At 68.5% G+C, this 26,440-nt stretch carries 28 protein-coding genes; 16 read left to right on the forward strand and 12 right to left on the reverse strand.

All coding sequences use genetic code 11. The features are described from left to right. Positions 1-11: 11 nt before the first annotated feature. Positions 12-224, reverse strand: coding sequence for a hypothetical protein (locus METUNV1_RS13475; protein WP_008062690.1), 213 nt, complete (start codon positions 222-224; stop codon positions 12-14). 113 nt (positions 225-337) lie between these two features. Between METUNV1_RS13475 and earP the strand changes: the two genes are divergently transcribed. From earP to METUNV1_RS13490, 3 genes are all read left to right on the forward strand, one after another. Then, the gene (gene earP, locus METUNV1_RS13480; protein WP_008062692.1) at positions 338-1,468 is read left to right on the forward strand and encodes an elongation factor P maturation arginine rhamnosyltransferase EarP; all 1,131 of its coding nucleotides are present in this window, start codon (positions 338-340) and stop codon (positions 1,466-1,468) included. A 111-nt stretch (positions 1,469-1,579) separates the two neighbouring features. Next, positions 1,580-2,137 (forward strand): elongation factor P, encoded by a 558-nt coding sequence (gene efp, locus METUNV1_RS13485; protein WP_008062698.1) that lies wholly within the window; start codon positions 1,580-1,582, stop codon positions 2,135-2,137. Positions 2,138-2,407: 270 nt separating this feature from the next. Beyond that, positions 2,408-2,659 (forward strand): hypothetical protein, encoded by a 252-nt coding sequence (locus METUNV1_RS13490; protein ID WP_008062704.1) that lies wholly within the window; start codon positions 2,408-2,410, stop codon positions 2,657-2,659. Between the two features lie 17 nt (positions 2,660-2,676). Here the strand turns inward: METUNV1_RS13490 and METUNV1_RS13495 are convergent, their stop codons facing one another. From METUNV1_RS13495 to fabI, 5 genes are all read right to left on the reverse strand, one after another. Further along, positions 2,677-4,554 carry an ABC transporter ATP-binding protein gene (locus METUNV1_RS13495; protein WP_008062705.1) on the reverse strand — a complete coding sequence of 626 codons (1,878 nt, stop codon included), beginning with the start codon at positions 4,552-4,554 and terminating at the stop codon, positions 2,677-2,679. Positions 4,555-4,617: 63 nt separating this feature from the next. Continuing rightward, positions 4,618-5,112, reverse strand: coding sequence for a TPM domain-containing protein (locus METUNV1_RS13500; protein ID WP_008062707.1), 495 nt, complete (start codon positions 5,110-5,112; stop codon positions 4,618-4,620). A gap of 13 nt (positions 5,113-5,125) precedes the next feature. After that, a complete protein-coding gene (locus tag METUNV1_RS13505; RefSeq protein ID WP_008062709.1) occupies positions 5,126-5,980 on the reverse strand; it encodes a TPM domain-containing protein in 855 nt (284 codons plus the stop codon). Between the two features lie 3 nt (positions 5,981-5,983). Beyond that, positions 5,984-6,598, reverse strand: a complete 615-nt coding sequence (locus METUNV1_RS13510; RefSeq protein ID WP_008062710.1) for a LemA family protein — start codon at positions 6,596-6,598, stop codon at positions 5,984-5,986. 288 nt (positions 6,599-6,886) lie between these two features. Continuing rightward, on the reverse strand, positions 6,887-7,672 hold the full coding sequence (gene fabI, locus METUNV1_RS13515; protein ID WP_008062711.1) for an enoyl-ACP reductase FabI: 786 nt from the start codon (positions 7,670-7,672) through the stop codon (positions 6,887-6,889). Between the two features lie 135 nt (positions 7,673-7,807). Between fabI and METUNV1_RS13520 the strand changes: the two genes are divergently transcribed. The 5 genes from METUNV1_RS13520 to fae all read left to right on the forward strand — a co-directional run bounded on the left by METUNV1_RS13520 (position 7,808) and on the right by fae (position 11,795). Continuing rightward, positions 7,808-8,299, forward strand: coding sequence for a ribonuclease HI family protein (locus METUNV1_RS13520; RefSeq protein ID WP_232416222.1), 492 nt, complete (start codon positions 7,808-7,810; stop codon positions 8,297-8,299). A 158-nt stretch (positions 8,300-8,457) separates the two neighbouring features. Then, the gene (locus tag METUNV1_RS13525; protein WP_242059662.1) at positions 8,458-9,756 is read left to right on the forward strand and encodes a carbohydrate porin; all 1,299 of its coding nucleotides are present in this window, start codon (positions 8,458-8,460) and stop codon (positions 9,754-9,756) included. A gap of 73 nt (positions 9,757-9,829) precedes the next feature. Further along, positions 9,830-10,312 carry a MarR family winged helix-turn-helix transcriptional regulator gene (locus tag METUNV1_RS13530; protein WP_008062715.1) on the forward strand — a complete coding sequence of 161 codons (483 nt, stop codon included), beginning with the start codon at positions 9,830-9,832 and terminating at the stop codon, positions 10,310-10,312. After that, positions 10,305-11,078: a class I SAM-dependent methyltransferase gene (locus tag METUNV1_RS13535; RefSeq protein ID WP_051165241.1), complete on the forward strand. Its 774-nt coding sequence runs from the start codon at positions 10,305-10,307 to the stop codon at positions 11,076-11,078. Before METUNV1_RS13530 ends, METUNV1_RS13535 begins: the two co-directional genes overlap by 8 nt. Positions 11,079-11,246: 168 nt before the next feature. Beyond that, positions 11,247-11,795 carry a formaldehyde-activating enzyme gene (gene fae, locus METUNV1_RS13540; protein WP_008062719.1) on the forward strand — a complete coding sequence of 183 codons (549 nt, stop codon included), beginning with the start codon at positions 11,247-11,249 and terminating at the stop codon, positions 11,793-11,795. Between the two features lie 63 nt (positions 11,796-11,858). On the opposite strand, the gene METUNV1_RS13545 is transcribed toward fae, so the two are convergent. Next, a complete protein-coding gene (locus METUNV1_RS13545) occupies positions 11,859-12,194 on the reverse strand; it encodes an HNH endonuclease signature motif containing protein (RefSeq protein ID WP_043359922.1) in 336 nt (111 codons plus the stop codon). A 231-nt stretch (positions 12,195-12,425) separates the two neighbouring features. Between METUNV1_RS13545 and METUNV1_RS13550 the strand changes: the two genes are divergently transcribed. Beyond that, on the forward strand, positions 12,426-13,046 hold the full coding sequence (locus METUNV1_RS13550) for a PEP-CTERM sorting domain-containing protein (RefSeq protein WP_008062723.1): 621 nt from the start codon (positions 12,426-12,428) through the stop codon (positions 13,044-13,046). 51 nt (positions 13,047-13,097) lie between these two features. Here METUNV1_RS13550 and dinB read toward each other — a convergent pair whose 3' ends face one another. The 3 genes from dinB to METUNV1_RS13565 all read right to left on the reverse strand — a co-directional run bounded on the left by dinB (position 13,098) and on the right by METUNV1_RS13565 (position 16,428). Beyond that, complete coding sequence (gene dinB / locus METUNV1_RS13555; RefSeq protein WP_008062725.1) at positions 13,098-14,282, reverse strand: DNA polymerase IV; 1,185 nt, start codon at positions 14,280-14,282, stop codon at positions 13,098-13,100. 7 nt (positions 14,283-14,289) lie between these two features. Then, positions 14,290-15,441, reverse strand: a complete 1,152-nt coding sequence (locus METUNV1_RS13560; RefSeq protein ID WP_008062732.1) for a rhomboid family intramembrane serine protease — start codon at positions 15,439-15,441, stop codon at positions 14,290-14,292. A gap of 63 nt (positions 15,442-15,504) precedes the next feature. Next, positions 15,505-16,428, reverse strand: a complete 924-nt coding sequence (locus METUNV1_RS13565; RefSeq protein ID WP_008062733.1) for a LysR family transcriptional regulator — start codon at positions 16,426-16,428, stop codon at positions 15,505-15,507. 98 nt (positions 16,429-16,526) lie between these two features. Here METUNV1_RS13565 and METUNV1_RS13570 point away from each other — a divergent pair, with 98 nt between their 5' ends. Then, on the forward strand, positions 16,527-17,273 hold the full coding sequence (locus METUNV1_RS13570) for a sulfite exporter TauE/SafE family protein (RefSeq protein WP_008062734.1): 747 nt from the start codon (positions 16,527-16,529) through the stop codon (positions 17,271-17,273). A 155-nt stretch (positions 17,274-17,428) separates the two neighbouring features. Here METUNV1_RS13570 and METUNV1_RS13575 read toward each other — a convergent pair whose 3' ends face one another. Continuing rightward, positions 17,429-18,073, reverse strand: a complete 645-nt coding sequence (locus tag METUNV1_RS13575) for an LON peptidase substrate-binding domain-containing protein (RefSeq protein ID WP_008062735.1) — start codon at positions 18,071-18,073, stop codon at positions 17,429-17,431. After that, positions 18,070-18,924 (reverse strand): DUF6279 family lipoprotein, encoded by an 855-nt coding sequence (locus tag METUNV1_RS13580; protein WP_008062736.1) that lies wholly within the window; start codon positions 18,922-18,924, stop codon positions 18,070-18,072. Before METUNV1_RS13580 ends, METUNV1_RS13575 begins: the two co-directional genes overlap by 4 nt. Before the next feature lie 178 nt (positions 18,925-19,102). Here METUNV1_RS13580 and METUNV1_RS13585 point away from each other — a divergent pair, with 178 nt between their 5' ends. From METUNV1_RS13585 to METUNV1_RS13610, 6 genes are read left to right on the forward strand one after another with little or no spacing between them, the layout of a single operon-like run. Next, positions 19,103-21,274 carry an ABC transporter substrate-binding protein gene (locus METUNV1_RS13585; protein WP_043359834.1) on the forward strand — a complete coding sequence of 724 codons (2,172 nt, stop codon included), beginning with the start codon at positions 19,103-19,105 and terminating at the stop codon, positions 21,272-21,274. Next, positions 21,271-22,248 (forward strand): ABC transporter permease, encoded by a 978-nt coding sequence (locus METUNV1_RS13590; protein ID WP_008062739.1) that lies wholly within the window; start codon positions 21,271-21,273, stop codon positions 22,246-22,248. Before METUNV1_RS13585 ends, METUNV1_RS13590 begins: the two co-directional genes overlap by 4 nt. 45 nt (positions 22,249-22,293) lie before the next feature. Next, on the forward strand, positions 22,294-22,527 hold the full coding sequence (locus METUNV1_RS13595; protein WP_043359838.1) for a type II toxin-antitoxin system Phd/YefM family antitoxin: 234 nt from the start codon (positions 22,294-22,296) through the stop codon (positions 22,525-22,527). Next, entirely contained in the window at positions 22,527-22,928 is a 402-nt protein-coding gene (locus METUNV1_RS13600) for a PIN domain-containing protein (RefSeq protein WP_008062743.1), read from the forward strand. The genes METUNV1_RS13595 and METUNV1_RS13600 overlap by 1 nt, the downstream gene beginning before the upstream one ends. Then, a complete protein-coding gene (locus METUNV1_RS13605; RefSeq protein ID WP_008062758.1) occupies positions 22,925-24,373 on the forward strand; it encodes an ABC transporter permease in 1,449 nt (482 codons plus the stop codon). The genes METUNV1_RS13600 and METUNV1_RS13605 overlap by 4 nt, the downstream gene beginning before the upstream one ends. Further along, positions 24,334-26,397 carry an ABC transporter ATP-binding protein gene (locus METUNV1_RS13610; RefSeq protein WP_008062760.1) on the forward strand — a complete coding sequence of 688 codons (2,064 nt, stop codon included), beginning with the start codon at positions 24,334-24,336 and terminating at the stop codon, positions 26,395-26,397. The genes METUNV1_RS13605 and METUNV1_RS13610 overlap by 40 nt, the downstream gene beginning before the upstream one ends. Positions 26,398-26,440: the final 43 nt, after the last annotated feature.

Here is a 26,440-nt window from a genome sequence, read left to right on the forward strand (position 1 = left end):
GCGCCGTACGCTCAGTCGTTCAGGTCGTCTTCTTCATCGTAGCTGTCGACCCGCAGGCTGTCGTTGTCGGCTTCGCCGCCGGCCTCGGCCACCATCGCCATCGCGTTGATCTGCGCGATCTGGTCGAACAGGCTGGGCATGGAGGGGATGGGCTCACCCGATTTCAGCGGGCGGTGCGTATGGCGAAAACCCAGTGCTTCGGACGTCGGGCGCGGCATGGACATGTCGGGACTCCTGATACTGTTACGTGTGGTCGATCGCAGCTGCAAGGCTGATTACGACATCGGGTTCGCCGACTTGAAGGCTTGTCGCACCCCTGACTGGAGATTTTTCACGCATGCATGCCGGGCGAGGGCCGGACGCCGATCTGTTCTGTCGCGTCATTGACAACTTCGGTGACGCCGGCGTGTGCTGGCGCCTGGCCAGAGCGCTGGCGACCGACCATGGCTGGCGGATACGGCTATGGATCGACGCGCCGGAAGCGCTGGCGCGGATCAAGCCGGGCGGCTGGGACGAGGGCGGCATCGAAGTCCGGCAATGGACCACGCTGCCCGCGGACATCGAACCGGCCGCCTGCGTGATCGAGGCCTTCGCCTGCGAGCTGCCGCGCAGCTATATAGATGCGATGGCCGCGCGTCCACAGCCACCGCGCTGGTTCAATCTGGAATATCTGAGCGCCGAGGACTGGGTCGAAGGCTGCCACGGTCTCGCTTCGCGCGATCCGGCGACCGGCCTGGCCAAGCATTTCTTCTTTCCCGGTTTCACGCCGCGTACCGGCGGCCTGCTGCGCGAGCGTGATCTGTTCGCACGGCGTGACGCATGGCGCGGAGATGGGGCGCTGCAGCAGGCGACCTTCGCCCGCCTTGGCATGCAGCCTGATCCGGGCGCGCTGCAGCTGTCGCTGTTCAGTTACGAAAGTCCGGCCATCGCCACGCTCCTCGACGCGCTGGCGGCGGGCTCCCGGCCCGCCCAGCTCTGGGTACCGGAAGGCCGGGCCCTGGCCGCGATCGAAGCCCTTTACGGGCGGGCGCTCCGGCCAGGAGAGGCCTACCGGCGCGGCGCGCTCGAACTGCGCCCGCTGCGTTTCATGGACCAGGACGATTACGACGCGCTGCTCTGGCACGCGGACCTGAACATCGTGCGCGGCGAAGATTCCTTCGTGCGGGCCCAGTGGGCCGCCCGCCCGCTGCTCTGGCACATCTACCGCCAGCAGGACGATGCCCACCTCGTGAAGCTGGATGCCTTCCTCGACCGTCTGTGCGCGGATCTCGACCCGGCCCCGGCGCAGGCGCTGCGCGCGGCCCATGCGGCCTGGAACCGCGATCTTCCGCTGTCGCCCGGCGGCTGGCAGGCGCTTTTCCTGGCCTTGCCCGCGCTGCAGAAGCACGCGGAGGCCTGGGCGACCTGCCTCGCCCGGCAGCCCGACCTTGCAAGCCAGCTTGTTTCGTTTAATCAGACACCTATATAATGCCGGGTTTGCCGCGACGGGCACTGCAACAGGGGTTGCAAGGAGCTCCGGGGCCCGACTGACGGGTCACGGGGCTTTGCCGGCCGGCCTCCATCCCCACAGGAACACCGCATGAAAACCGCACAGGAACTGCGCGCTGGCAACGTCGTGAAGATCGGCAGCGAAGCCATGGTCGTGCTCAAGGCTGAGTACAACAAGTCGGGCCGCAACGCTGCCGTCGTCAAGATGAAGATGAAGAACCTGCTGACCGGCTCCGGTCAGGAGACGGTTTACAAGGCCGACGACAAGTTCGACGTGGTCATCCTCGACCGCAAGGAAGTGACCTACTCCTACTTCGCCGACCCGATGTACGTGTTCATGGACGCCGACTACAACCAGTTCGAAGTGGAAGCCGAGAACATGGGTGACGCGCTGAACTACATCGAAGACGGCATGGGCTGCGAAGTGGTGTTCTATGAAGGCCGCGCGATCTCGGTCGAACTGCCGAACTCGGTCGTGCGTGAAATCACCTACACCGAGCCGGGCGTCAAGGGCGATACCTCGGGCAAGGTGCTCAAGCCGGCCAAGATCAACACCGGCTACGAAGTGGCGGTGCCGCTGTTCTGCGAAATCGGCGACAAGATCGAAATCGATACTCGCACCGGTGAATACAAGAACCGCGTGAAGTGATCGGCATGCGTGCCCGGGCACCCGAGCCGAAGCAAAAGGCCCCGTCCATCGACGGGGCTTTTTTTTGCCTTCGCGGCGGGATCGCGGCCGGCGGCCTCGGCACAAGAGGGCGATTGTGGCGGGCCGGGAAATTTCCCTGAAGACGGCTTTTCATTGCGCTGCATCAGGACATTGAGGGCGCCAGTGCCTACATTGAAATCTTTCCGTCAAACCGGCGTGTCAATCTTGAGTCGGTGCCTGATCCGCACATCCACACAGGAGGAGATGACGATGTCACGTGCAGTCCACGCTGATTTCCTGCCCTACGCACTCGAATCCGAGTTCATTCCGCCGCTCGAAGTGGCGGCGTCCCATCGCGAGCACCTTCTGTCATGGGAAAGTCAGCTGGCGGCAGCGGAGGCCTGGCAGGCAGCCGGCGGCAACGCGGACAACGACGGCGCCTGCCTGATGAGCGTGCCGCCCCGCATCGAGCGCCGCCGCCGTGCGGACGTGATCGGCTTTCCGGACCGCCGCGCCGCCTGAGCGGCATCGCCGCGCACTCAGACGGTTTCGGCCCGCACGGCCAGCGCGTCGTCCACGTCCGGGGCCAGAAAGCCGCCGCTCTGGTGCGCCCACAGCCGCGCGTACAGGCCGCCGTGGGCCAGCAGGCTGCGGTGGTCGCCTTCTTCGACGATGCGGCCGCGGTCCATCACGATGAGGCGATCCATCGCGGCGATGGTGGACAGCCGGTGGGCGATGGCGACCACGGTCTTGCCTTCCATCAGCCGGTACAGGCTGTCCTGGATGGCGGCTTCGACTTCGGAATCGAGTGCGCTGGTCGCTTCGTCCAGCAGCAGGATGGGCGCGTCCTTCAGCATCACCCGCGCGATCGCGATGCGCTGGCGCTGGCCGCCGGACAGTTTCACGCCGCGTTCGCCGACGTGCGCGTCGTAGCCGCGACGGTCCTTGGGATCGACCAGGCCCTGGATGAAACCGTGCGCTTCGGCCCGTTTCGCGGCGGCCACCATGTCGGCGTCGTTCGCGTCCGGCCGTCCGTACAGGATGTTGTCGCGCACCGAGCGGTGCAGCAGCGAGGTGTCCTGGGTCACCATGCCGATCTGCGCGCGCAGGCTGTCCTGGGTGGCACCGGCAATGTCCTGCCCGTCTATCAGGATGCGGCCCGCCGGCAGGTCGTGGAAGCGCAGCAGCAGATTGATCAGCGTGGTCTTGCCGGCACCCGAGCGTCCGACCACGCCGATCTTCTCGCCCGGGCGGATGTGCAGCGTGAGGCGGTCGATCACCGCGCCGCCGTCCGGGGTGCGCGGCTTCTCATAGTTGAAGGTGACGTCCTCGATCCGGATGTCGCCGTGCGTCACCCGCAGCGGCTGCGCGTCCGGCCGGTCGACCACCGCGTGCGCGCGCGACAGCGTGTTGATGCCGTCGCGCACGGTGCCGATCTGTTCGAACAGCGACGCCAGCTCCCACATCACCCAGTGCGAAATGCCGTTCAGCCGCAGCGCCATCGCGGTGGCGGCCGCCACTGCGCCGATGCCGACCTGGCCGTGGGTCCACAGCCACAGCGTCATGCCGGCGGTGGAAGCGATCAGCCCCATGCTCAGCATGTGATTCACCACTTCGAAGCCGCTCACCAGCCGGAACTGTGCCTGCACCGGCCGCATGAATTCACGCATCGCCTCGCGCGCGTAGTTCGCCTCCCGTGAGGTGTGGGAGAACAGCTTGACGGTCGCGATATTGGTGTAGGCGTCGGTGATGCGCCCGGTCATCAGCGAGCGCGCATCCGCCTGTGACTGCGCCACCTTGCCCAGCCGGGGTACGAAATAGAACATGGCGGCGACATACAGCGCGAGCCAGCCGCCGAAGGGCAGCAGCAGCGCGAGGTCGAAGCCGCCGACCACGCTCACCATGGTCACGAAGTAGATGACGATGAACACCAGAATGTCGGCCACGATCATCCAGGTGTCGCGCACCGCCAGCGCGGTCTGCATCACCTTGGTGGCGACCCGGCCGGCGAACTCGTCCTGATAGAAACTCATGCTCTGGCCGAGCATGTGGCGGTGGAAGTTCCAGCGCAGCCGCATCGGAAAGCTGCCGGCCAGCGCCTGATGCTTCAGCAGCGTCTGCAGCGCGATCACCAGCGGGCTCACCAGCAGGATGACCGCCAGCAGCGTGAGCGTGCCGCCTTCCCGTTCCCACAGCTTCGCCGGCTCGACCTTGCCAAGCCAGTCGACGATGTCGCCCAGCATCGCGAACAGCAGCGCTTCGAACACGCCGATGGCCGCGGTGCACAGCGTCATCACCGCGATATACCCGCGCATGCCGCGGGTGCAGGCCCACAGGAAGGGGAACAGCCCGTGAGGCGGCACCGGCGGCGTGCCTTCGGGGTAGGGGTCGATCCGGTTCTCGAAAAACTTCAGCAAGGCATTCTCCGCGTGCAGCCGGCCCTCGGCGGCCCGCTGCGACCCGCGACCATAGCGCACAAGCTACAGGACAAGCACGCGGTCCGGCAGTTCGTTGTGTCGGGCGTCCGCGGACGGAAAATGGCGGCTCAGTTCGTCGGTGATGGCGGCCACCGCCTGCAGCAGCCCGTCGCGGAACTCGCCCTGCGCGAGCCGGATCTCCAGCTGCCGGCACAGTTCCGCCCAGCGCGCGTCGGGTACCCGCGCCCGGATGCCGCGGTCGACCACGATTTCGATGTCGTGATCCGCCATCAGCAGATAGATCAGCACGCCGCTGTTGTGCTCGGTGTCCCAGATGCGCAGTGTCGAGAACAGATCGACCGCCCGCTCGCGGCCGGTCTGGCCGCGCAGAATGGCACCCGGGTGCAGTGCGTGTTCGACCACCACCCGCAGTTCGCCGGCGTGGCGCGCCTCGCTGGCTTCGATCGCGATCTCGATCGCCTCCAGCGCGGCCTGCGGCAGTGCGCGCCGCGTGCGCCAGGCGAAGGCGCACAGATGTCTGAAAAGACGCTGAATCATGTCGTCACCGATGTCACCACCGCCCCGAGGCGCCGCCGCCGCCGAAGCCGCCACCGCCGCCACTGAAACCGCCACCGCCTCCACCGCCGCCGTAGCCGCCCCCCCAGCCTCCGCCACCGATGCCGCGTCCGCCGCCGAACAGCGTGATGAACAGCGCGACGATGCCGGCGAAGATCGCGACCGGCAGCAGGCCGATCACGATCCACGCGATGAAGCCCACCACGCCACCGGTGGCCAGTGCCCCCGGCAGCCGGCCCAGCATCGCGCGCAGCACGCCGCCCAGGCCGAAAGCCACCACCAGCAGCAGCGGCGCGTACTGTTCCAGCCCGCCCTGACCGTCCGACGAGGCGCGCTTGGGCGGCGGCAGCGGCTCGCCTTCGATCAGCCGCATCATGCGATCGACACCGGCGCGGAGGCCGCCCGCGTAGTCACCTTCGCGGAAGCGCGGCGCGATCACGTCGGACACGATGCGTTTGGCCGCGATGTCGGTCAGCACGCCTTCCAGTCCGTAGCCCACCTCGATGCGGAGCGCCCGGTCGTTCTTCGCCACCAGCAGCAGGGCGCCGTCGTCCACGCCCTTGCGGCCCAGCTTCCACGCCTCGGCGACGCGCAGCGCGTACTGTTCCACGGTTTCGGGCGCGGTGCTGGGCACCATCAGTACCGCGATCTGGCTGCCGCGCAGCGCCTCGAAATCGGCCAGCGTGCGTTCCAGCGCGGCGACGTCGGCCGGTGTCAGCGTGCCGGTCTGGTCGCTGACGCGCGCGACCGGCGGCACCGCCACTTCGGCGGACACCGGGCTGCCGCACAGCAGCAGCGCGAACAGCAGCAGCGCACCGAGAGCGGTGCGCAGTGCGTGCAGTGGATTCATCGCTTACTGGGCAGGCCGCGGTGCGGCACCGCCGAAATCCACCTTGGGCGCGCGCGAGATTTCGGCTTCGTTCTCGACCGTGAAGCCCGGCTTCACCTGGTGGCCGAACACCATGGCGGTCAGGTTGCTCGGGAAGGAGCGCACCGTCACGTTGTAGTCCTGCACCGCCTTGATGTAGCGGTTGCGGGCCACCGCGATGCGGTTCTCGGTGCCTTCGAGCTGGGCCTGCAGGTCACGGAAGTTCTGGTCCGACTTCAGCTGCGGATAGTTTTCGGTCACCACCAGCAGCCGCGACAGCGCGCCGCCCAGTTCGCCCTGTGCCGCCTGGAAGCGCTGGAAGGCCTGCGGGTCATTGATCAGTTCCGGCGTGGCCTGGATGGCGCCCACTTTCGCGCGTGCTTCGGTCACCCGGGTCAGCACCTCCTTCTCCTGCTCGGCGAAGCCCTTGACCGTATTGACCAGATTGGGAATCAGGTCGGCCCGCCGCTGGTACTGGTTCAGCACCTCGGCCCAGGCCGCCTTGACCTGTTCGTCACCGGTCTGCAGCGTGTTGTAGCCACAGCCGGACAGCAGCGTGACCGTGAGAAGGGCGAGCAAAGACATCCACAGCTTGCGCATTTCCTGCCTCCAGTTGATCTTCCGACGCGGTCGAAGATGGGGGCGCAGGCCCCCGGATGCAAGAAGGATACAGGCCGGATGTGACGCTGCGGCCGCCGCAGGCGTTGCCGCGTGTTTCGGCGATCGGGCGGCGGCGTCTGATCCAGCCCAGCGCGTTGCGGAGCCGGCCTGCCAGACGGGCCGGACCGCGGAGCGCGCCTGCAGGGCCGCAAAGAAAACGGCCCATCCGGACGGCAGACACCGTCTGGATGGGCCATCAGCAGCGGCTGCGCCGGTCCGGCGCGGAGCTCAGTCCACCGCGCCCAGCGCGGTCTGGCTGAAGCCGGCGTCGACATAGGTCACTTCGCCAGTCACGCCGCTGGCCAGATCGGACAGCAGGAAGGCGGCGACATTGCCCACTTCCTGAATGGTCACGTTGCGGCGGAGCGGGGCGACCTTCTCGTTGTAGGCCAGCAGCTTGCCGAAGTTGCCGATGCCGGAGGCGGCCAGCGTCTTGATCGGGCCGGCCGACACCGCGTTGGCGCGGATGCCCTGCGGGCCCAGGCTGGCGGCGAGGTAGCGCACCGACGCTTCCAGGCTGGCCTTGGCCAGACCCATGATGTTGTAGTTGGGCAGCGCCCGCACTGCGCCCAGATACGACAGCGTGAGCACCGAGCCGTTGCGGCCCTGCATCATCGGGCGTGCCGCCTTGGCCAGCGCCGGGAAGCTGTAGGCGCTCACTTCGTGCGCGGTGCGGAAGGCTTCGCGTGACAGGCCGTCGAGGAAGTCGCCGTCCAGCGCTTCGCCCGGGGCGAACGCGATCGAGTGCACCAGACCGTCGAGGCCGTCCCACTTCTTCGCCAGTTCGTCGAACAGGCCGGTGATCTGCGCGTCGTCGTTCACGTCACAGGGCAGCACGATGTCGGAGCCGAACTCGGCGGCCATCTTGGCCACGCGGTCTATGAAGCGGTCGCTCACATAGGTGAACGCCAGTTCCGCGCCTTCGCGGTGGCAGGCCTGCGCGATGCCGTAGGCGATCGAGCGATTGGACAGCAGTCCGGTGATCAGAATCTTCTTGCCGGCGAGAAAGCCCATGTGCGTCTCCAGAATTCCGGCATCCGGCCGGTTGGGGGAGGGCGGATTATAGGGGAAGCCGGCCCGGGCGCCACGCGGACCGGCAGCCTGCGCCGCTGCGTGGCACCATCGCGCTTTGCCCGCATGTCGCCTGCCGTGTCACCGCCTCCCGAATCCGACCCTCCCGACCGCTGGCAGCTCTGGTTCGACGGCTGTGCCTGGCCCAATCCGGGGCGTCTCGGCCTGGGCGCCCTCATCGTCGCGCCGGACGGCCGGCGCATCGAGCTGTCGCAGGCCGGCAGCCGCCACGGCTGCAACAACGAAGCCGAGCTGGACGCGCTGCGCATGGCGCTCGAACGGGCGTGGGCCGAAGGGGCGCGGCGGCTGCAGGTGACCGGCGACAGCGATGTCGTGCTGCGCCATCTGAACGGCGACAGGCGGGCCACGGTCGAGCCGCTGTGCAGTCAGCTGAGTGCGGTGGCGACGACGCTGGCCGGTTTCGAACAGGTCGAGCTGCGCTGGGTGCCGCGCCACCGTAACCGTGATGCCGACCGCCTTTCGCGCGCGGCCCTCGGGCTGCCGGACAAGCCGGCACCGGTGCCCGGGCGGGGCCGGCCGCGGCGCAGGCGGGGCGTGCAGGTGGTCTGACCGGCGGCCGTCGCACGCGCGCACGGCTGCAATGGAAATCGATGATGCTGGATCGCCGGCCCCTGCGGCCGCGCGGCGTTTTCCGGCTGGAACGGACTGGAGAGACGGACGTGGGATCTGGAGTTTTTGCGGCGGACCGGCTGTGGCGTGTGTTGCCGGTGATAGGGGCGCTGACTGTCGGCGGGTCCGCGCTGGCGGTGCCGGCGGAGTACGAGACCTGGACTGCCCGCTTCCAGGGCACCTATGGCTGGCAGGTCAAACCGCGGATGGACGCCGACTACAGCGGTCCGAAAAGTCTGCTCGCCGCGCGCGAACGCAGCTACACCGCCACCGCGACCGGCTATTTCGGCCTGCGTCCGTGGCAGGGCGGCGAGCTTTACCTGAATCCGGAAATCACGCAGGGCGTGCCGTTTTCCGGGCTGGACGGTTCGGCCGCCTTCACCAATGGCGAACTGACGCGCACCGCCGGACATTCGCCCAAGCTCTACCGGCAGCGGCTTTTCCTGCGCCAGACCTGGGGGCTGGGCGGTGGCGACGAACGGACCGAATCCGATCTGAACCAGATGGCCGGCACGGTCGACCGCAACCGGGTGGTGCTGACCGCCGGCAATTTTTCGGTGCTGGACGTGTTCGACGACAACGCCTATGCCAAGGACCCGCGCGTGCATTTCATGAACGCCGGTTTCATGGCACCGCTGGCCTACGACTACGCGGCCGACGCGCGCGGCTTTGGCTGGGGCGCGACGGTGGAGTGGTACCAGGACGATTGGGTGCTGCGGCTGGGCCGGATGACCGGCCCGAAGCGGCCGAACGAACTGCCAGTCGATTACCGCATCCTGCGTCACTACGGCGACCAGATCGAGATCGAGCATGCGCACACGCTGGACGGTCGGCCGGGCCGGGTGCGTCTGCTCGGCTGGCGCAACCGCGCGGTGCTGGCCTCCTTCGACGACGCGCTGCAGGCGCTGCGCGCCAATCCGGGCGGCGATCCGCAGGCCATTTTCGCGGTGCGCAACGGCGAGAAGACCAAGTACGGTGTCGGCGTGAATGTGGAACAGGCGCTGTCCGATCACGTGGGCCTGTTCTTCCGGGGCATGAAGGCCGACGGCCGCAGCGAAACCTTTGCCTTCACCGAAACCGATGCTTCGCTGGCCGGTGGCCTGGCGGTCAATGGCGGGCTGTGGGGGCGCGGGCTGGATACGCTGGGGGTCGGTTACGTCCGCAACATGCTGTCGCGCGAGCGCCGGCGCTATCTCGAAGCGGGCGGCATTTCATTCTTCCTGGGCGATGGCGCGCTCGACTACCGGCCGGAGCAGGTGTTCGAAACCTATTACAGCCTCCACGCGTGGTCGCACACCTTCGTCACCGCCGACTACCAGCGCATGTGGAATCCCGGCTACAACGCCGACCGCGGGCCGGCCAGTTTCTACGCGCTCCGGCTGCACACCGAGTTCTGACCGACGTTCGTTCCGCGCCGACGCGACGGCGTCCCGCCTTGAAATTGCATTACTGCTAATGTAATTTACGGGCATGGATAGGCAAGAACCCGGTCTGGGCGAACTGCTGCGCCATGTCGGCGAACTGGTCGAACAGGGTGCGGAGGCGCACTACCGCACGATGACGCTGCCGCTGCGCACGCCCTACCGCGCGCGCTACACGCCGGTGCTGCGCGCGCTGCAGGCCGGGGCGACGACGGTGACCGACCTCACCGCGCGCACCCGTCTGACCCAGGGGGCGATCAGTCAGACGGTGGCCCTGCTGGAAGCCGATGGTCTGGTCGAACGCCATCCGCTGCAGGACGGACGCAAGAGCGGCATCGCGCTGACGGCGGCGGGCGGGGCGCTGGTCGAACAGCTGGACCGGCACTGGGCGGCCACCTTCGACGCCATCGCGCGGCTGGAGGACGAAATCGGCCATCCGATGCGGCAGGTGCTGGACGCGGCGGCCCGGGCACTGGAACGCGAAAGTTTTTCCGCCCGTCTTGCCGCCGTCCGGGGAGATGCCGATGAATGACGGCAACCGGCAGCCGCCGGAAGCAGGCAGCCGCAACTGGTTTGACCAAGGCGGACAGGCCTACGCCCGCTTCCGGCCCGACTATCCGCCGGCGCTGGCCGCCCGTCTTGCCGCGCGGGCGCCGGATACCCGGCAGGCGGTGGACGTCGGCTGCGGCAATGGCCAGTTCACGCGGCTGTTGGCCTCCCATTTCGACTCGGTGCTCGGCGTGGACCCGAGCGCCGACCAGATCGCGCATACCGCGCCGGCCGATCGCGTGCGCTACCGGTGCGCGCCGGCCGAGCGCCTGCCGCTGGCCGACCGCAGCGCAAGCCTGATCACCGCCGCCCAGGCAGCGCACTGGTTCGATCTGCCGGCCTTCTACCGCGAGGTGAGGCGGGTGGCGGTGCCGGGTGCCGTGATCGCGCTGATCAGCTACGGCGTGCTCAGGCTGGAGCCGGCGCTCGACGCACGTTTCCAGCGTTTCTATCGGGACGAGATCGGCCCTTTCTGGCCGCCCGAGCGCGCGCGGGTGGACAGCGGCTATGCGAGCCTCGATTTTCCATTCGCGAAAATCCCCGCCCCGGCCCTCGAAATCCGCGTCGAGTGGCCGCTCGACGGCTTTCTCGGCTATCTGCTCACCTGGTCCTCGGTCAGGGCGGCGCGTGAAGCCGGCGGCGAGCGGCTGCTGCGGGATTTCGCCCGCGACCTGAGCGCGCTGTGGGGCGATGCGGACACGCCCCGCACCGTGGTGTGGCCGCTGAACATGCGCATCGGAACGGTGTGAGCGACCGGTGCGGCCCGGGCCCTGCGCGGGGCGTGCGGGCGCGGTGAGGCCGGGCCTGCTTTCTTTCGTGAATCAAAGTTGTATCATGTGAAACTTCGGTTTCACATGAGTCCGCGCACAGGTGGTGCGCAGGACGACATCACGGACGACAACAGAGGAGACCCAGCCATGTCGGAACGCATCGTCTTTCGCAGCGGTGAAGCACTGGTCGCCGGTGGCCCCCCGGGCACCGCGGCCGAACCCGAAGTCATCATCGGCGAACTGGACGGCCCGGTCGGTACCGCGCTGGCCACGCTGACCGGCGATCAGGTGAAGGGTCACACCCGCGTGTTCGCCATCCTGAACACCGACATCCAGGTGCGCCCGCTGACGCTGATGGTGAGCAAGGTGACGGTGAAGGACGACCGCTACACCAACATCCTGATGGGCACGGTGCAGGCCGCCATCGCCAACGGCGTGCTGGACGCGGTGCGCGCCGGCGACATTCCGAAGGAAAAGGCCAACGACCTCGGCATCATCGTGTCGGTGTGGCTGAACCCGATGGTGAGCACCGCCAAGGATCTGGACCACAAGATCCTGTTCGACATCCATCGTCAGGCCATGGCCAAGGCGATCAAGAAGGCGATGAACAACCAGCCGGACATCGACTGGCTGCTGGAGAACCAGGACAAGATCACCCACAAGTACTACCAGATGGGCCTGGACGGAAAGATCTGACGCCGCAGCCACGTCGCTGCAGAAGGGGGAGACCGCGGTCTCCCCTTTTTGCTTCATGGGCGCTCAGCGCGGCGCGCGCCGCGGGCGGTGATGCGTGTCGTCGAACTCCGGCGGCCGTCGCCTGACCCAGCGCACGAAGGCGGCGACCGACGGGTGCGCGCGCAGCGCTTCCAGCGTGTGCAGGTCGCGCGCGAGTTCGGTCTCGCTGAACAGGGCGTGCAGCTTGCGGTGGCAGATGCGGTGCATGGCCACGGTTTCGCGACCCCCCTGCGATTTCGGTATCAGGTGGTGCAGATCGACCGCCGGGCCCGGTATCAGAGGGCGCCCGCACAGCGGACAGTCCGCGCGCGCCGGCGCGACCGGAAGCGGCGGCAGTTGCGTGCGCTGGCGTCTGTGCATCTTCACGGTGCACATCGACCGGCGACGGCGAAACCGGTTCCGTGTAGGCGGAATCCGACATGACATCCGGCTCAGGAACCGCCGCGCGGGTGACCTGCTCTATGGATCGCTTCGTGTGCTCACGAAGTCGTAGCGGCCGTCGACGCTGAGGGCCGGCTACGCAGGGAGGATAGACACAACAAGGCCGGCCCGACCGGCATCCATCCATCTATCCACAGGAGCGTCCACCTCATGATGAAGAAGCTGGTTCTTTCTTCGGCCCTTGCCGCCTTCACCGCCGTCCCGCTGGCCGCGTCCGCCGCCACGCCGATCGCCCCGGTCGGCCCCACCGTCACCGTGCTCACCGCCACGCCCACGCTGCTGGGTGCGGGCGTCGGCGTCGCCGCGCTCGGCAGCGGCACGCTGACCTTCGATGCCTCCGGCAACGCGGTCGGGCTGTTTCCGATCACCGGCGGCTATCTCGACCCGGACCTGTCAAACGCCCAGGTCGAACACGTGGGCAGCGGCCTGCGGCTGTCGCGCAACGGCGTCGATGTCGATCTGGAGAACTTCCTGATCGACACCACGCTGGCCCAGGACACGATATTCGGTCAGGTGACGGTCGGCGCCACCGTGCTGAACGACGTGCCGCTGTTCACGCTGTCCGGCCTGAACCTTTTCCTGTCCGACAGCGCCGGTGCGGCGCTGAACAGCTTCCTCGGCATTCCGAATCTGGCCGGCGCCCAGCTCGGCTTCGCGCTCACCAGCCCGGTGGCCGCGGTACCGGAGCCGGAAAGCTACGCGATGATGATCGCCGGTCTCGGCGCGATCGCGCTGATGGTGCGTCGCCGGCGTCAGGCGCTGCCGATCTGAGGTCTGCAGGCGGCAAGTGGGCGGTGTCGGGGCTGACCCGCTGCCGCCCTTTCAGAAGGGCAGCGCCAGCTGCCCTTCTTCCTGCCCGGCCGGCATCTCGGCGGCCTGATCGGCCGCCAGCAGATGGCCGGCTCGCACGCCCAGCAGACGGAAGCGCCGCTCCAGCGGCATGCGCTTCAGACACAGCCCGGCATGCCGGCGGATGACCGCGGCGTCGGCCGTGTAACGGTCCATCGTCAGTTCGCGGGTGACGATGCGGAAGTCGTCCTGCCTCAGTTTCACGCCCACCGATTTGGCCACCACCCCCTTGCGTTTCAGGTCGTCGGCCAGCCGCTCGCACAGCCGTGTGAACAGCGCGCCCAGTTCCTCGCGGTCGTGCTTCGCGTGCAGATCGCGCTCGAAGGTGGTTTCGCGGCTGATCGATTTCGGGTCGCGGCTGTAGCTCAGCGGCCGGTCGTCGCGGCCGTGCGCCGCTTCGGTCAGCCAGCTGCCGTAGCTGCGGCCGAAACGTTCGATCAGCCCCTGCGGGTCGGCCGCCGCGAGGTCGCCGATGGTGCGCAGGCCCAGGCTGTCCAGCTTCGCGTTCGCCTTCGGGCCGATGCCGTTGATCCGTTTCGCCGGCAGCGGCCAGATGCGGGCCGCGATGTCGGCTTCGGTGATCACCGTGAGGCCGCGCGGCTTTTCCAGATCGGAACAGATTTTCGACAGCAGCTTGTTCGGCGACAGTCCGATCGAGCAGCTGAGGCCGGTCGCCGCCTGCACCGCCTGCTGAATGCGTGCGGCGATCGCCCTGACGCCGCCGTGCGGGTCGTCACCGACGGCGTCCTGCGCACCCGGCAGGTCGGTCAGTTCGAAATAGATTTCGTCGATGCCGCGGTCGTCGATCTGCGCCACGTGTTCCAGTACCGCCTGCTTGAACAGCCGCGACATGCGCTTGTACTCGTCGAAATCGGTCGGCAGCAGCACCGCGTCGGGGGCCAGCGCGGCGGCCTTCATCAGGCCGATGCCCGAATGCACGCCGAAGGCGCGCGCCTCGTAGGTGGCAGTCGTCGCCACGCCGCGGCCTGCATAGTCGCGCAGCCGCGCGAAGCGGCGCGTGCCGTCCGGCTGCACGAGCGGCGGGTGCCGGCTGCCGCCGCCCACCACCACCGGCTGGCCGCGCAGTTCCGGGTAGCGCAGCAGTTCGACCGACGCGAAGAAGGCGTCCATGTCCAGATGGGCGATCCAGCGGCGCATGGCGATGTCAGCGGGGGCGCGGTGCGGGGGTACGGGGCGACGGTGACTGAGGGGCCGGCGAACCGGCCCGGCTGGCGGCCTCCAGCGCATCGCGCACCGCCGCCATGTCGTGCGCGCGCAGGCCATCGACCAGCGCGCGCGAGGCGTCGCGCCGGGCTTCGGCGTACTGGCGCAGCGCGCTCAGCGTCGGCGCCGACGGGGCGGACGGGCTCAGCTGCAGCTCGCTGAGGTCGTCGAAGCCCTGCTGATAAGGTGCGGCGATCTCGTTCTCGATGCGGCCGGCCAGTTCGTCGAAGCTCGCGCCGCTGCGCTGCGCATCGCCGATCAGCGCCTGCCAGCGCCGCACCAGCTGGCGGTCCTGACCTATGAAGTCGCTGATTTCGTTGCGCGCCATCAGTTCTTCGCTCCAGCGGTAGCGCGGGGCCGGAATGGCGACGATGAGCACCGCGATGAGCAGCGCCAGCGCGCCACCGGCCAGCCACTGTCCGTGCGACGCCAGCGGCTGGCGGTAGCGGCCGAGCAGGCTGTCGGCATCGAGCGGCCGCACCAGCGCGGCGCCGGCCAGCAGGCCGGAAATGAAACCGCCGATGTGGGCGCCGTTGTCGATGCCCGGAATGTTCAGTCCGAGCACGATGGTGATGGCCGCGAACAGCCCGGCTCCCCAGAACAGGCGCACGAATTCGCGCCTGTCCAGCGTGTCGCGCTGCTGCCAGAGGAAGGCCAGCAGCGCGCCATAGACGCCGAAGATGGCGCCCGACGCACCGCCGGACACCGCCCGGTCGCCCTGCACGATGAGCGACAGCAGGTTGCCGGTCAGGCCGCTCAGCACATAGATGGCGAGAAAGCGCAGCGGCCCGAACATGCGCTCGACCAGCCGGCCGCCGTCGAACAGCGAGGCCATGTTCATGCCCAGATGCAGCAGGCCGAAGTGCAGGAACATCGCGCTGCCCAGCCGCCACCACTGGCCGTCCTTCGTGGCCGGACCGAAGTTGGCGCCCCAGGCGAGCTGCACGCCGTTCTGCGAATGCCACAGGCCGGCGCCGCCCGCCAGCATCGCGGCGAACACCGCCAGATTGAGCGCGATCAGCACCACGGTGACCGGGATGCGCGGACGGCGTGTGGTGAGCTGGTCTATGAGGGGGAGCGGTGCGGCGGTCACGGATGAAGGCGTGTAGTCGGATGCAGCGGGTGCGAGGTTAGCACCGGGCAGCGGATCGGACCGTTACCACGCTGTCGCGGTTTCGCCATCGGTCGTGCGCTGTGCCGCAAAGCGCGCCGCGAGGAAGTCCGCAAAGGCGCGCACCCGGGCCGACTGCCGGTGATGCGGCGGCCAGATCGCGTGGATGTCGGCGGCCGCCCCCACCCACGGCGCCAGCACGCGCACCAGCCGCCCGTCGCACAGCAGCGGCGCCACATCCCACTCCGAGCGCAGCACGATGCCGTGGCCGGCCAGCGCCCAGTCCGCCGCCACCTCGCCATGGTTGGCGCTGAGCGGCCCGTCCACCTTCACCCGCACTTCGCGCGTGCCGTCGGACAGCGTCCAGATGTTGAAGGTGTCGTCGTTCTCGCGGATGACGATGCAGCGGTGGCCGCGCAGCGCCTGCGGCGAGTCCGGCTCGCCGTGGGCGGCGACATAGGTCGGCGCGGCCACCAGCAGGCGGCGGTTGCCGGCGATGCGCTGTGCGTGCACCCGGCCGTCCGGCGGCGGTCCGAAGCGGATGCCCAGGTCGAGGCCGTGCTGTTCGAGGTCCAGCGGCCGGTCGGTCAGCTGCAGTACCACCTCGACCTCCGGCCACTGCCGCACGAAATCGGACACCGCAGGTGCGACATGCCGCCGGCCGAAGCCGAAGGAGGCGTTGATGCGCAGCAGGCCCGCCGGCGCGTCGCCGCGGGCGGACAGGCCGCGTTCGAGCGCCTCGATGTCGCGCAGGATGCGTTCGCCGTCCTGCAGATAGCGCTCGCCTTCGGGCGTCAGACTGAGCCGCCGGGTGGTGCGGTTGAGCAGCCGCACGCCCAGCCGAGCCTCCAGCGTGGCCAGCCGCCGGCTGACCGCCGGCGGCGTTACGCCCAGCTGCTGGGCCGCCGCCACCAGACTGGGCTGACGGGCAAGGGTGGTGAAGAACAGCAGATCGGCGGCATCCTTCATTGATGATCTGAAATGCAATTATTGTTTGAATTGATGATCATTGTAGTTCTCTGCCGACCGCCTAGCATCCGGCTTTTCCGTGCTGCCGGTGGAAGGCCATGTCTGCGTCCGATCTTTTGTTCACGCTGCCGCTTGGCGCGGCGCTCGGTTTTTTCGGCGGTCTGTTCGGCATCGGCGGCGGCGTGATCGCGATTCCGCTGCTCGGCCTCGCCTTCGGCATGGATCAGGCGCTGGCCCAGGGCACCGCGCTGGTCATGATGGTGCCCAATCTGGTGATCGGCTGGTGGCGCTACCAGCAGCGCCATCCGGTGCCGTGGCGCCGGGTTGCTGCGCTGGCCGCGGTGGCGACCGCCACCACTGCGCTGACCGCACATTTCGCCGCGCGGCTCGATCCGGCGGTGCTGCGGGTGCTGTTCGGTGTGTTCATGAGCGCGCTGGCGCTGTCGCTGATGTGGCGCACAGGTGCCGCCGCCGACACGCCCCGGCCCGGGCGGCGCGAGCGGCTGATTCCGCTGGTCGGTCTGATCGGCGGCAGCAGCATGGGTCTGCTGGGCGTGGGCGGCGGCCTGCTGGCCGCACCGCTGTTCGTGCGCCTGTTCCGCCAGCGGCAGACGGTGGCGCAGAGCCTGGCGCTGGCGCTGGTCACGCCGAGCGCTGCCGTCGCGCTGGCCACCTATGCGCAGGCGCAGCGGGTGGACTGGGCCATGGGTCTGCCGATGGCGATCGGCGGCCTGCTCACCGTGTCGGCCGGCGTCGCGCTCGCCCACCGGCTGCCGGAAGCGCGCATGCGCACGCTGTTCGCATTCCTGCTGCTGGCGACCGGCCTCTGGATGCTGCTGCGCTGACGGAGCGCTCCGTCTGACGTACAGCCGGGGTTGCCAGACCTTATCGCGGGGGGGGGGGCGCCGCTCCCACGCATCCTCGCGTTGCGGTGGAAAGGCGCCCAGGCTGTTCGATGCCTGATTGCGGTCAGGGCTTGTGCCGGTCGGCCGGCTTCGCCTCAGCCCTGACCGAATTCGGTCCGGTCCAGCAGGTCGCCGACCAGTTCAAGGCGCAGCAGCGGGTCGCGCATTTCCATCAGGCGCTGACGGTCGTCGCCCTCCAACGGCAGCAGTTCGCACCAGCGGTTGGCCACCCAGCCGGCGTCGTCCAGCCGGCGGCTGCCGTCGGCCGGCCACAGGTCGGTGGCGCGCAGCAGGTCCATCAGCTTGACCAGATTGCCGGCGACATAGGCCAGCTCGGGCGGCAGCGGGCAGGGCGCGTCCGCCGGAATGTCCTCGACCTCGGCCATCCAAAGTCCGTGCGGGGTCTGCGCCTGCGCGGTGATCCGGAAACGGGTGGTGCCGCGGGTGACGATTTCGTACAGGCCGGGCTGCGGCTGGGCGAAGGTTTCGATGCGCGCGCGGGTGCCTACCGCGTGGAAACGCTCCGGTGCGCCGGGGCCGGCGCGCTTCACCTCGCTGCCCTCGATCAGTGACACGACACCGAATTCGCGGCCGGCGCGGTGGCATTTCTTGATCATGTCCAGATAGCGCACCTCGAAGATGCGCAGCGGCAGCCGGCCGTCCGGGAACAGCACGGTGCCCAGCGGAAAAAGCGGCAGTGCCTGGTCGGACAGCGAGGGGTCATTGGGGGGCAGGGTCATGAGCGTGTGGTGTCCTCGTTCGTCGGGCGGCAGCGTATCGCTTCGAGGTCGCCGGCGAGGCGGTCGATCTCGCGCTGGAGGTGGCGGCGCTGCGTGTCGGTCAGCGTGAGCGACAGGTCGGCCAGCGCCTGTGCCGCCAGTGTGCGGTTGTCATTGAAGGCGCGGGCGTAGCCGGCTGTCCAGTGCCGTGCCGGCTGTACGAACAGCGCTTCGAGTTCGCGGGCGAACGCGTCGGCGGGCAGGTCGCGGCGCGCGAGCAGCGCGCTCACCGCCGCCTGCCAGCGGCGGCGGCTGTCCAGCCCGTCGCCCGACGGGCTGCGGATGTCGCGTGCCCATGTCTCGACACGGGCGCGTTGCGCCGGGCTGAGCCGGCCGATCCAGTCTTCCAGGCGGGACAGCAGACGTTCGGCGCGCTCGCGCTGCAGTTCGGCCGCCGGCGGGCGCACCCAGTCCTCGACATAGTCACGGTTGTTCCGTTCGAAGCGCCGGTTCAGCGCCGCCAGCTGGGCCGGCGTGGCGCCGGCCACCACCGGTCCGATGTCGCGCGCCGCTTCGGCGGCGGTCTGGCCGAACAGCGCGAACAGGGTGTCGATGTGGCGGTCGATGCGCGCCGCGTCGCTGCCGCGGCCCAGCTCGGCACCGGCGTCGCGCAGCCAGGCGGCGTAGGCCGGCAGCTGGGTGCGGCAGTGCCAGCCGTGCAGCCGCGCGAGCGCCGGCTCAAGCCGCGCGCGGCCGGCGGCATCGAGCGGCACGTACTCTTCCAGCCGCCATGCGATCAGGCGGTCGGCCTGGCCGTAACCCATCTGCACCAGGCTGCAGGCGGCCAGCAGCAGCGGAAGCAGGGTGAGCATGCACAGCAGGGCAAGGGGAGGGCGCGGACGCATGGCGCTCGATCGAAGCGGGACACCCCCTAGACCGGCGACAGGCGGTCAGGTTCGCCTGCAACCTTTTTCCGCGCGCCCGCTCCCAGACGCAACGCCGCCGCCTACAATCGCGCCCATGACCCGATCGCGCCCGACGCCTGACCTGATGCGCCGACCGATTTCCCGACCGCTGCGAGGGCTGCTCGCCAGCGTGTGCGTGCTGCTCGCCGGCGGCTGCGGCGAGGTGTGGAACGATCCGTATCCGGCGGCCGAGCGCGGGCAGAACATCCTCTACACCGCCTTCACCGACCGGCCCAAGCATCTCGACCCTGTGCAGTCGTACAGCGAGAACGAGATCACCTTCACTGCGCAGATCTACCAGGCGCCGCTGCAGTACCACTACCTGAAGCGCCCGTTCGAACTGATTCCGGCCACCGCCGAAGCGATTCCGGTGCCGCGTTTCTACGACGCGGCCGGCCGCGAACTGCCGGCCGACGCGCCGGCGGTGGACATCGCCGAATCGGTCTACGAAATCCGCATACGGCCCGGCATCCGCTACCAGCCGCATCCGGCGCTGGCGCGGGATGAAGCAGGGCACTACCTGTACCACGAGGGCGGACCGGGCGAGCGGCGCACGCTGTACGACTTCGAGCGCACCGGCACGCGCGAACTGGAGGCCGCGGACTACGCCTACCAGATCAGGCGTCTGGCGCATCCGGCGCTGCATTCGCCGGTGTTCGGACTGATGAGCGACTACATCGTCGGCCTGAAGGAATACGGCGACACGCTGAAGGCGGCGGCGAAGTCTCTGCCGCCGGGCCAGTGGCTGGACCTGCGCCAGTACGACCTGCCGGGCGTACAGGTGATCGATCGCCACACCTACCGCATCCGCCTGAAAGGCAAGTACCCGCAGTTCCTGTACTGGCTCACCATGCCTTTCTTCGCGCCGGTGCCGTGGGAAGCCGACCGCTTCCACAGCCAGCCGGGCATGGCCGAGCGCAATCTGACGCTGGACTGGTATCCGATCGGCACCGGCCCTTACATGCTGAGCCAGAACGACCCGAACGCGCGCATGGTGCTCACGCGCAACCCGAACTTCGGCGGCGAAACTTACCCGTGCGAGGGTGAGCCGGGCGATCGCGAGGCCGGCCTGCTGGCCGACTGCGGCAAGCCGCTGCCGCTGACCGATCAGGTCGTGTTCACGCGCGAGAAGGAACAGATTCCGTACTGGAACAAGTTTCTGCAGGGCTATTACGACGCCTCCGGCATCAGTTCCGATTCCTTCGACCAGGCGGTGCAGTTCGGCCAGACCGGCGAGGTGAGTCTGAGCGACGACATGAAGGCGCAGGGCATCGAGCTGCAGACTTCGGTGTCCACCTCCACCATGTACATGGGCTTCAACATGGCCGATCCGCTGGTCGGCGGGCTGGGCGAGCGCGGACGCAAGCTGCGCCAGGCCATCGGCATTGCGCTGGATCAGGAGGAATTCATTTCCATCTTCCTGAACGGCCGCGGCCTGCCGGCGCAGTCGCCGCTGCCGCCGGGCATCTTCGGTCACCGCGACGGCCGCGAGGGCGTGAACGGCTACATGTACGACTGGGTCGACGGCCAGCCGCAGCGCAAGTCCATCGACGTGGCGAAGAAGCTGCTGGCCGAAGCCGGCTGGCCGGACGGCCGGGACGCGAAGACCGGCGAGCCGCTGGTGATCAATCTGGACACCACCGGCACCGGGCTGGGCAGCAAGGCGCGCATCGACTGGCTCACCAAGCAGTTCGAAAAGCTGGGCGTGCAGCTGGTGGTGCGCAGCACCGACTACAACCGCTTCCAGGACAAGATACGCAAGGGCGCGGCCCAGCTCTTTTTCTGGGGCTGGAACGCCGACTACCCGGACCCGGAGAACTTCCTGTTCCTGCTCTACGGCCCGCAGTCCAAGGTGAAGGCGCAGGGCGAGAACGCGTCGAACTACGAGAACCCGGAATTCGACCGTCTGTTCGAGCGGATGAAGGCGATGGAGAACGGCCCGGAGCGGCAGGCGGTGCTCGACCGCATGCTGGACATCCTGCGTCACGACGCGCCCTGGGTGTGGGGCTTCCACCCGAAGAGCTACGGGCTGGAACACAGCTGGGTGCATAACCGCAAGCCGTCGAACGTCGCCAACAACACGATGAAATACACCCGGGTCGATCCGGCGCTGCGCGACGCGAAGCGCGCCGAGTGGAACCGGCCGGTGCGCTGGCCGCTGTTCGCCTTCGCGGCGCTGCTGCTGGCGCTGGTGTGGCCGGCCTGGCGGCACTGGAAACGCTCGGAACAGGCGCGCGCGGTGGAGGGGCAGGCATGATCGCCTACATCGTCCGCCGGCTGCTCTATGCGATTCCCATCCTGATCGGGGTGAACCTGATCACCTTCGTGCTGTTCTTCGTCGTGAACTCGCCGGACGACATGGCGCGCATGCAGCTGGGCGCCAAGCGGGTGACGCCGGAAGCGATCGAGAAATGGAAGGCCGAGCGCGGCTACGACCGGCCGCTGGTGTGGAATGCCGATGCGCCCGGACTGGCGAAGGCGACCGACACCATCCTGTTCGACAAGTCGGTGCGCATGTTCGCCTTCGACTTCGGGCGTGCCGATGACGGTCGCGACATCGCGCTGGAAATCCGCAGCCGCATGGGGCCCAGCCTCGCGATCGCGCTGCCCACCTTTCTGCTTGGCCTGTTCGTCACCGTCAGTTTCGCGCTGCTGCTGGTGTTCTTCCGCCACACCGCGCTCGACGTGGGCGGCGTTGTGCTGTGCGTGGTGGCGATGTCGATTTCCGGGCTGTTCTACATCATCGGCGGCCAGTACCTGGTGAGCAAGGTGTGGAATCTGGTGCCGATTTCCGGGTACGCGCCCGGGCTGGACGCCGGACGCTTCCTCATCCTGCCGGTGCTGATCAGCGTGATCGGCGGCATCGGCTCGTCGGCGCGCTGGTACCGCACGCTCTTCCTGGAAGAGATCAACAAGGACTACGTGCGCACCGCCCGTGCCAAGGGGCTGTCCGAACTGCGGGTGCTGTTCCGCCACGTGCTGAAGAACGCCATGATCCCCATCCTCACCGGCGTGGTGGTGGTCATCCCGATGCTGTTCATGGGTTCGCTGCTGCTGGAAAGCTTCTTCGGCATCCCCGGTCTGGGCAGCTACACGATAGACGCCATCAATGCGCAGGACTTCGCAGTGGTGCGCTCCATGGTGTTCATCGGTTCGGTGCTCTACATCGTCGGCCTGCTGCTGACCGATCTGTCCTACACGCTGGTGGATCCGCGGGTGAGGCTGAAATGATGGAACTGCTATTCTGACCATATGGTCAGAATTTTAGGGGGCGTCATGCGTACCGTACCGATCGTTGAAATGAAATCGCGTCTCGCGGCCCTGCTGGCCGATGTGGCGCGTGGCGAGGAAATCGCGATCACCCGGCATGGCAAGGTGATTGCCCGGCTGATCCCCGAACCCGAACGACGAGCGGCCGACGCGTTCGCTTCGGTCTGGGACAGCGACGAGGCGTTCGATATCGAAGCGCCGCAGGACAGGCCGCCCGCTGACGTAGCGCCGATCGACTGATGCGTCATCTGCTCGACACCAACATCTTCATCGCTGCGCTCAAGGGGCGCAGCGAAGTGCGCACGCGCCTGCAGCGGCTGCCGCTCGCGGACCTGCTGCTGTCGCCGGTGGTGCTGGGGGAACTGGAGCTCGGCGTCGCGAAAAGTGCGTGGCCGGAACGGAATCGCGCGCGCCTCGCCGACGTGGTGCAGCACCTGACCGTCGTTCCGCTCGATGCCGAGGCGGCGCATCACTACGCCGACATTCGCGCCGTGCTGGAAAGACGCGGTACGCCCATCGGTGCGAACGACCTGTGGATCGCCGCCCAGGCGCGCGCGCTGGGTGCCGTGCTGGTGACCGACAATGTGCGGGAGCTGGGGCGGGTGGATGCACTGAAGATCGACAACTGGCTGCAATCATGAGCTTCAAGCCGCTGTTCCTGTGGTCCGACATCCTGCTCTGGTCGCTGCTGGCCGGCTGCGTGGTGCTGGCGTTCTACTGTCGCCGGCACGATTACCTGCGCCGTGCCTGGCGGCGGGTCGGCGAGTCGTCGGCGGCGATGGCGTCGGCCACGCTGCTGACCGCCTTCATCGCGGTCGGCCTGCTCGACTCGCTGCACTACCAGCCGCGCCTGCCGGCGAAGGAGGGCAGCACCGAAGTGCAGTACGCACCCGAGGTGCTGTCGGCGCTCGACGCGCTGCTGGCCGACCTCCGGCTCAAGAAGGAAAAGACCTACTCGGCGCCGCTGGCCACCCACGCCTTCGCCAAGGAAACGGTGGAACGCGACGGCGTGCAGACCCGCGACTTTCCGCGCCTGCAGCACGCCGGCCGGCATCTGGACGACCTCGCGCAGCATCGCGATGACCTGATCGCCCGCGCCGCGGCCGGCGCCTTCCGCGGCGCGCTGGTCTGGGCGGCCTTTACCGGCATCGTGGTCGGGCTGATCGCGTTGTCGCGCCGCACGCGCTACGCCGACACCTGTCGCGCGGTGTGGCGTCCGGCGCTTTCCGCGAGCCGGCCGGTGGCCTGGCGTGCGGTGCTGCTGACCACCGCAGTGCTGTGCGTCGCCGGCGGCGTGATGGCCGGCTGGGCCGACGGCTATCACGTGTTCGGCACTGACAAGGTGGGGCAGGACGTGCTCTATCTGTCGCTGAAATCGGTACGCACCGCGCTGCTGATCGGCACGCTCACCACGCTGGTCACGCTTCCGCTGTCGATCGCGCTCGGGCTGATCGCCGGCTTCCGTAGCGGCTGGTGGGACGACGCCATCCAGTATCTCTACACGGTGCTGAACTCGATACCCGGCGTGCTGCTGATTGCCGCCATGGTGCTCATGATGCAGGTGGTGATCGACACCCATCCGGAGTGGTTCGAAACCGCCGCCGAGCGCGCCGATGCGCGGCTGCTGGCGCTGTGCTTCATCCTCGGGCTGACCTCGTGGACCGGCCTGTGCCGGCTGCTGCGCGCCGAAACGCTCAAGCTGCGCGAACTCGATTACGTGCAGGCGGCGCGCGCCTTCGGCGTGGCCGACGCGCGCATCATGGCGCGCCATCTGCTGCCCAATCTGATGCACATCGTGCTGATCGCGCTGGTGATGGACTTCTCCGGCCTGGTGCTGTCGGAGGCGGTGCTGTCCTACATCGGCATCGGCGTGGACAGCACCCAGAACAGCTTCGGCACCATGATCAACGCTGCGCGGCTGGAGCTGTCGCGCGAGCCGGTCGTGTGGTGGTCGCTGGCCGCCGCCTTCGTGCTCATGCTGGCGCTGGTGCTGGCCGCCAACCTGTTCGCCGACGCGGTGCGCGACGCTTTCGATCCGCGCTTCCAGTGGCGGGCGCGCCGCATGCCGAGGAGGGCTACCGCATGAATGCGCCGCTGCTCGAAGTGCGCGGGCTTACCGCCGAACTCGATACGCCGGCCGGCATCGCGCGCGCGGTGGACGCGCTGGATCTCGATCTGCAGGCCGGCGAAACGCTCGCTCTGCTGGGTGAATCCGGCTGCGGCAAATCGATGACTGCTGCCGCGCTGATGCGTCTGCTTCCGGATGTCGGCTATCTCGCCGCTGGCAGCGTGCGCCTGTCCGGCCGCGAACTGACCGGGCTCACCGAAGCGCAGATGCGTGAGGCGCGCGGGCGCGACATGGCGATGATTTTCCAGGAGCCGGGCACCAGCCTGAATCCGGTGCTCACCGTGATGCAGCAGATCGGCGAGGTGCTGGCGGTGCATCGCGGCCTGCGCGGCGCGCCGGCACGCGCCCGGGCGCGCGAACTGCTGGAGGCGGTGGGCATTCCGGACGCCGCGCGCCGGCTCGACGAATACCCCTTCCAGTTCTCCGGCGGCATGAAGCAGCGGGTCATGATCGCGATGGCGCTGGCCGGCGAACCGAAGCTGCTGATCGCCGACGAGCCGACCACTGCGCTGGACGTGACCATACAGGCGCAGGTGCTGGACGTGCTTGCCGCGCTGCAGCGCGACCGCGAGATGTCCATGCTGCTGATCACCCACGACCTCGGCGTGGTGGCGCGCATGGCGCACCAGGTGGGCGTCATGTACGCCGGTCAGCTGATCGAGCGCGCGCCGCGCGCCGCCTTCTTTGCGCATCCTGCGCACCCGTATTCGCAGCTGCTGTTTGCCGCGCTGCCGGACACCGCGCGCCGCGGCGGCGTGGCCACCGAGCTGGCGACGATTCCGGGCTCGGTGCCGCCGCTCACCACCGATTTCCGGGGCTGCCGCTTTGCCGACCGCTGTCCGCGCGCCTGGGCACGCTGCCGCGAGGAGCTGCCGGCCTGGCACGACGCCGGTGAGGCACACCGGGTGCGCTGCCACCTCCACGACCCGGCGGAAGCCGCGCGTCTGGTACAACTCGACGGCATGGATCGCCGAGGCGCGCCGGCCGCCACGGCAGAAGCGGGGGCGCCGCTGCTGACAGTGCGCGACCTGAAGGTTCACTTCCCGATCCGCCGCGGCATCCTTCAGCGCACGGTGGGCCATGTCAGGGCGGTCGATGGCATCTCGCTCGACATCCGTGCCGGCCGCACGCTGGCACTGGTCGGCGAATCCGGCTGCGGCAAGACCACTGCCGGCAAGGCACTGCTGAAACTGATCGACGCCACCGCGGGCAGCATCACGCTGGATGGGGTGGATCTGGCCCGCGCCCGCGGCGATCAGTTGCGCGCGCTGCGCGCCCAGGTGCAGATGGTGTTCCAGGACCCCTACGGCTCACTGAATCCGCGCATGCGGGTGGGTGAAATCATCGCCGAGGGCATGAAAACGCTGGGCCGGCCGGGCGATGTGGCGGCGCTGCTGAGCCAGGTCGGGCTGCGGCCGGACATGGCGGACCGCTATCCGCACGAGTTCTCCGGCGGCCAGCGCCAGCGCATCGCAATCGCGCGCGCACTGGCGGTGCAGCCCCGGCTCATCGTGTGCGACGAACCGACCTCGGCGCTGGACGTGTCGGTGCAGGCGCAGATCCTGAACCTGCTCGGGCGGCTGCAGCGCGAGCTGGGTCTGGCCTATCTGTTCATCACTCACAACATCGCGGTGGTCGAGCACCTCGCGCACGACGTCGCAGTGATGTATCTCGGGAAAATCGTCGAGAGCGGGCCGGTGGAGCAGGTGCTGCGCGCGCCGCGCCATCCCTACACCCGTGCGCTGCTGTCCGCGGTGCCGCGCATCGATGGCGTGATGCAGGCGCAGAAGCTGGCCGGCGACCTGCCTTCACCGGCGAATCCGCCGTCCGGCTGCGCCTTTCATCCGCGCTGCCCCAAGGCCGGCGCGCGCTGCCGCAGCGAAACGCCGCTGCTCGAACCGGCCGGGAATGGAGTGGGGCATGCGGGGGCGGGGCACACCGGGGCAGCACACACGGTGGCCTGCTGGTTCCCGGAAGACTGATCCTCGCGCGGGCGGGCAGCGCCGGGTGAGGCGGTGGCCAGGC

It is taken from the genome of Methyloversatilis universalis FAM5, assembly GCF_000214035.2.
Lineage (GTDB): Bacteria > Pseudomonadota > Gammaproteobacteria > Burkholderiales > Rhodocyclaceae > Methyloversatilis > Methyloversatilis universalis.

Coding starts and splice junctions, on each gene's coding strand:
- METUNV1_RS13595 (WP_043359838.1), top strand. CDS start 22,294: ATGCGTACCGTACCGATCGTTGAAATGAAATCGCGTCTCGCGGCCCTG.
- METUNV1_RS13585 (WP_043359834.1), top strand. CDS start 19,103: ATGCGCCGACCGATTTCCCGACCGCTGCGAGGGCTGCTCGCCAGCGTG.
- fabI (WP_008062711.1), bottom strand. CDS start 7,672: ATGGGCTTTCTCGCCGGCAAGAAGATTCTGATCACCGGACTGCTGTCC.
- METUNV1_RS13500 (WP_008062707.1), bottom strand. CDS start 5,112: ATGATTCAGCGTCTTTTCAGACATCTGTGCGCCTTCGCCTGGCGCACG.
- METUNV1_RS13475 (WP_008062690.1), bottom strand. CDS start 224: ATGTCCATGCCGCGCCCGACGTCCGAAGCACTGGGTTTTCGCCATACG.
- METUNV1_RS13590 (WP_008062739.1), top strand. CDS start 21,271: ATGATCGCCTACATCGTCCGCCGGCTGCTCTATGCGATTCCCATCCTG.
- efp (WP_008062698.1), top strand. CDS start 1,580: ATGAAAACCGCACAGGAACTGCGCGCTGGCAACGTCGTGAAGATCGGC.
- dinB (WP_008062725.1), bottom strand. CDS start 14,282: ATGCGCCGCTGGATCGCCCATCTGGACATGGACGCCTTCTTCGCGTCG.
- fae (WP_008062719.1), top strand. CDS start 11,247: ATGTCGGAACGCATCGTCTTTCGCAGCGGTGAAGCACTGGTCGCCGGT.
- METUNV1_RS13605 (WP_008062758.1), top strand. CDS start 22,925: ATGAGCTTCAAGCCGCTGTTCCTGTGGTCCGACATCCTGCTCTGGTCG.
- METUNV1_RS13545 (WP_043359922.1), bottom strand. CDS start 12,194: ATGCACAGACGCCAGCGCACGCAACTGCCGCCGCTTCCGGTCGCGCCG.
- METUNV1_RS13575 (WP_008062735.1), bottom strand. CDS start 18,073: ATGACCCTGCCCCCCAATGACCCCTCGCTGTCCGACCAGGCACTGCCG.
- METUNV1_RS13505 (WP_008062709.1), bottom strand. CDS start 5,980: ATGAATCCACTGCACGCACTGCGCACCGCTCTCGGTGCGCTGCTGCTG.
- METUNV1_RS13600 (WP_008062743.1), top strand. CDS start 22,527: ATGCGTCATCTGCTCGACACCAACATCTTCATCGCTGCGCTCAAGGGG.
- METUNV1_RS13580 (WP_008062736.1), bottom strand. CDS start 18,924: ATGCTCACCCTGCTTCCGCTGCTGCTGGCCGCCTGCAGCCTGGTGCAG.
- METUNV1_RS13550 (WP_008062723.1), top strand. CDS start 12,426: ATGATGAAGAAGCTGGTTCTTTCTTCGGCCCTTGCCGCCTTCACCGCC.
- METUNV1_RS13570 (WP_008062734.1), top strand. CDS start 16,527: ATGTCTGCGTCCGATCTTTTGTTCACGCTGCCGCTTGGCGCGGCGCTC.
- METUNV1_RS13535 (WP_051165241.1), top strand. CDS start 10,305: ATGAATGACGGCAACCGGCAGCCGCCGGAAGCAGGCAGCCGCAACTGG.
- METUNV1_RS13510 (WP_008062710.1), bottom strand. CDS start 6,598: ATGCGCAAGCTGTGGATGTCTTTGCTCGCCCTTCTCACGGTCACGCTG.
- METUNV1_RS13530 (WP_008062715.1), top strand. CDS start 9,830: ATGGATAGGCAAGAACCCGGTCTGGGCGAACTGCTGCGCCATGTCGGC.
- METUNV1_RS13565 (WP_008062733.1), bottom strand. CDS start 16,428: ATGAAGGATGCCGCCGATCTGCTGTTCTTCACCACCCTTGCCCGTCAG.
- METUNV1_RS13490 (WP_008062704.1), top strand. CDS start 2,408: ATGTCACGTGCAGTCCACGCTGATTTCCTGCCCTACGCACTCGAATCC.
- earP (WP_008062692.1), top strand. CDS start 338: ATGCATGCCGGGCGAGGGCCGGACGCCGATCTGTTCTGTCGCGTCATT.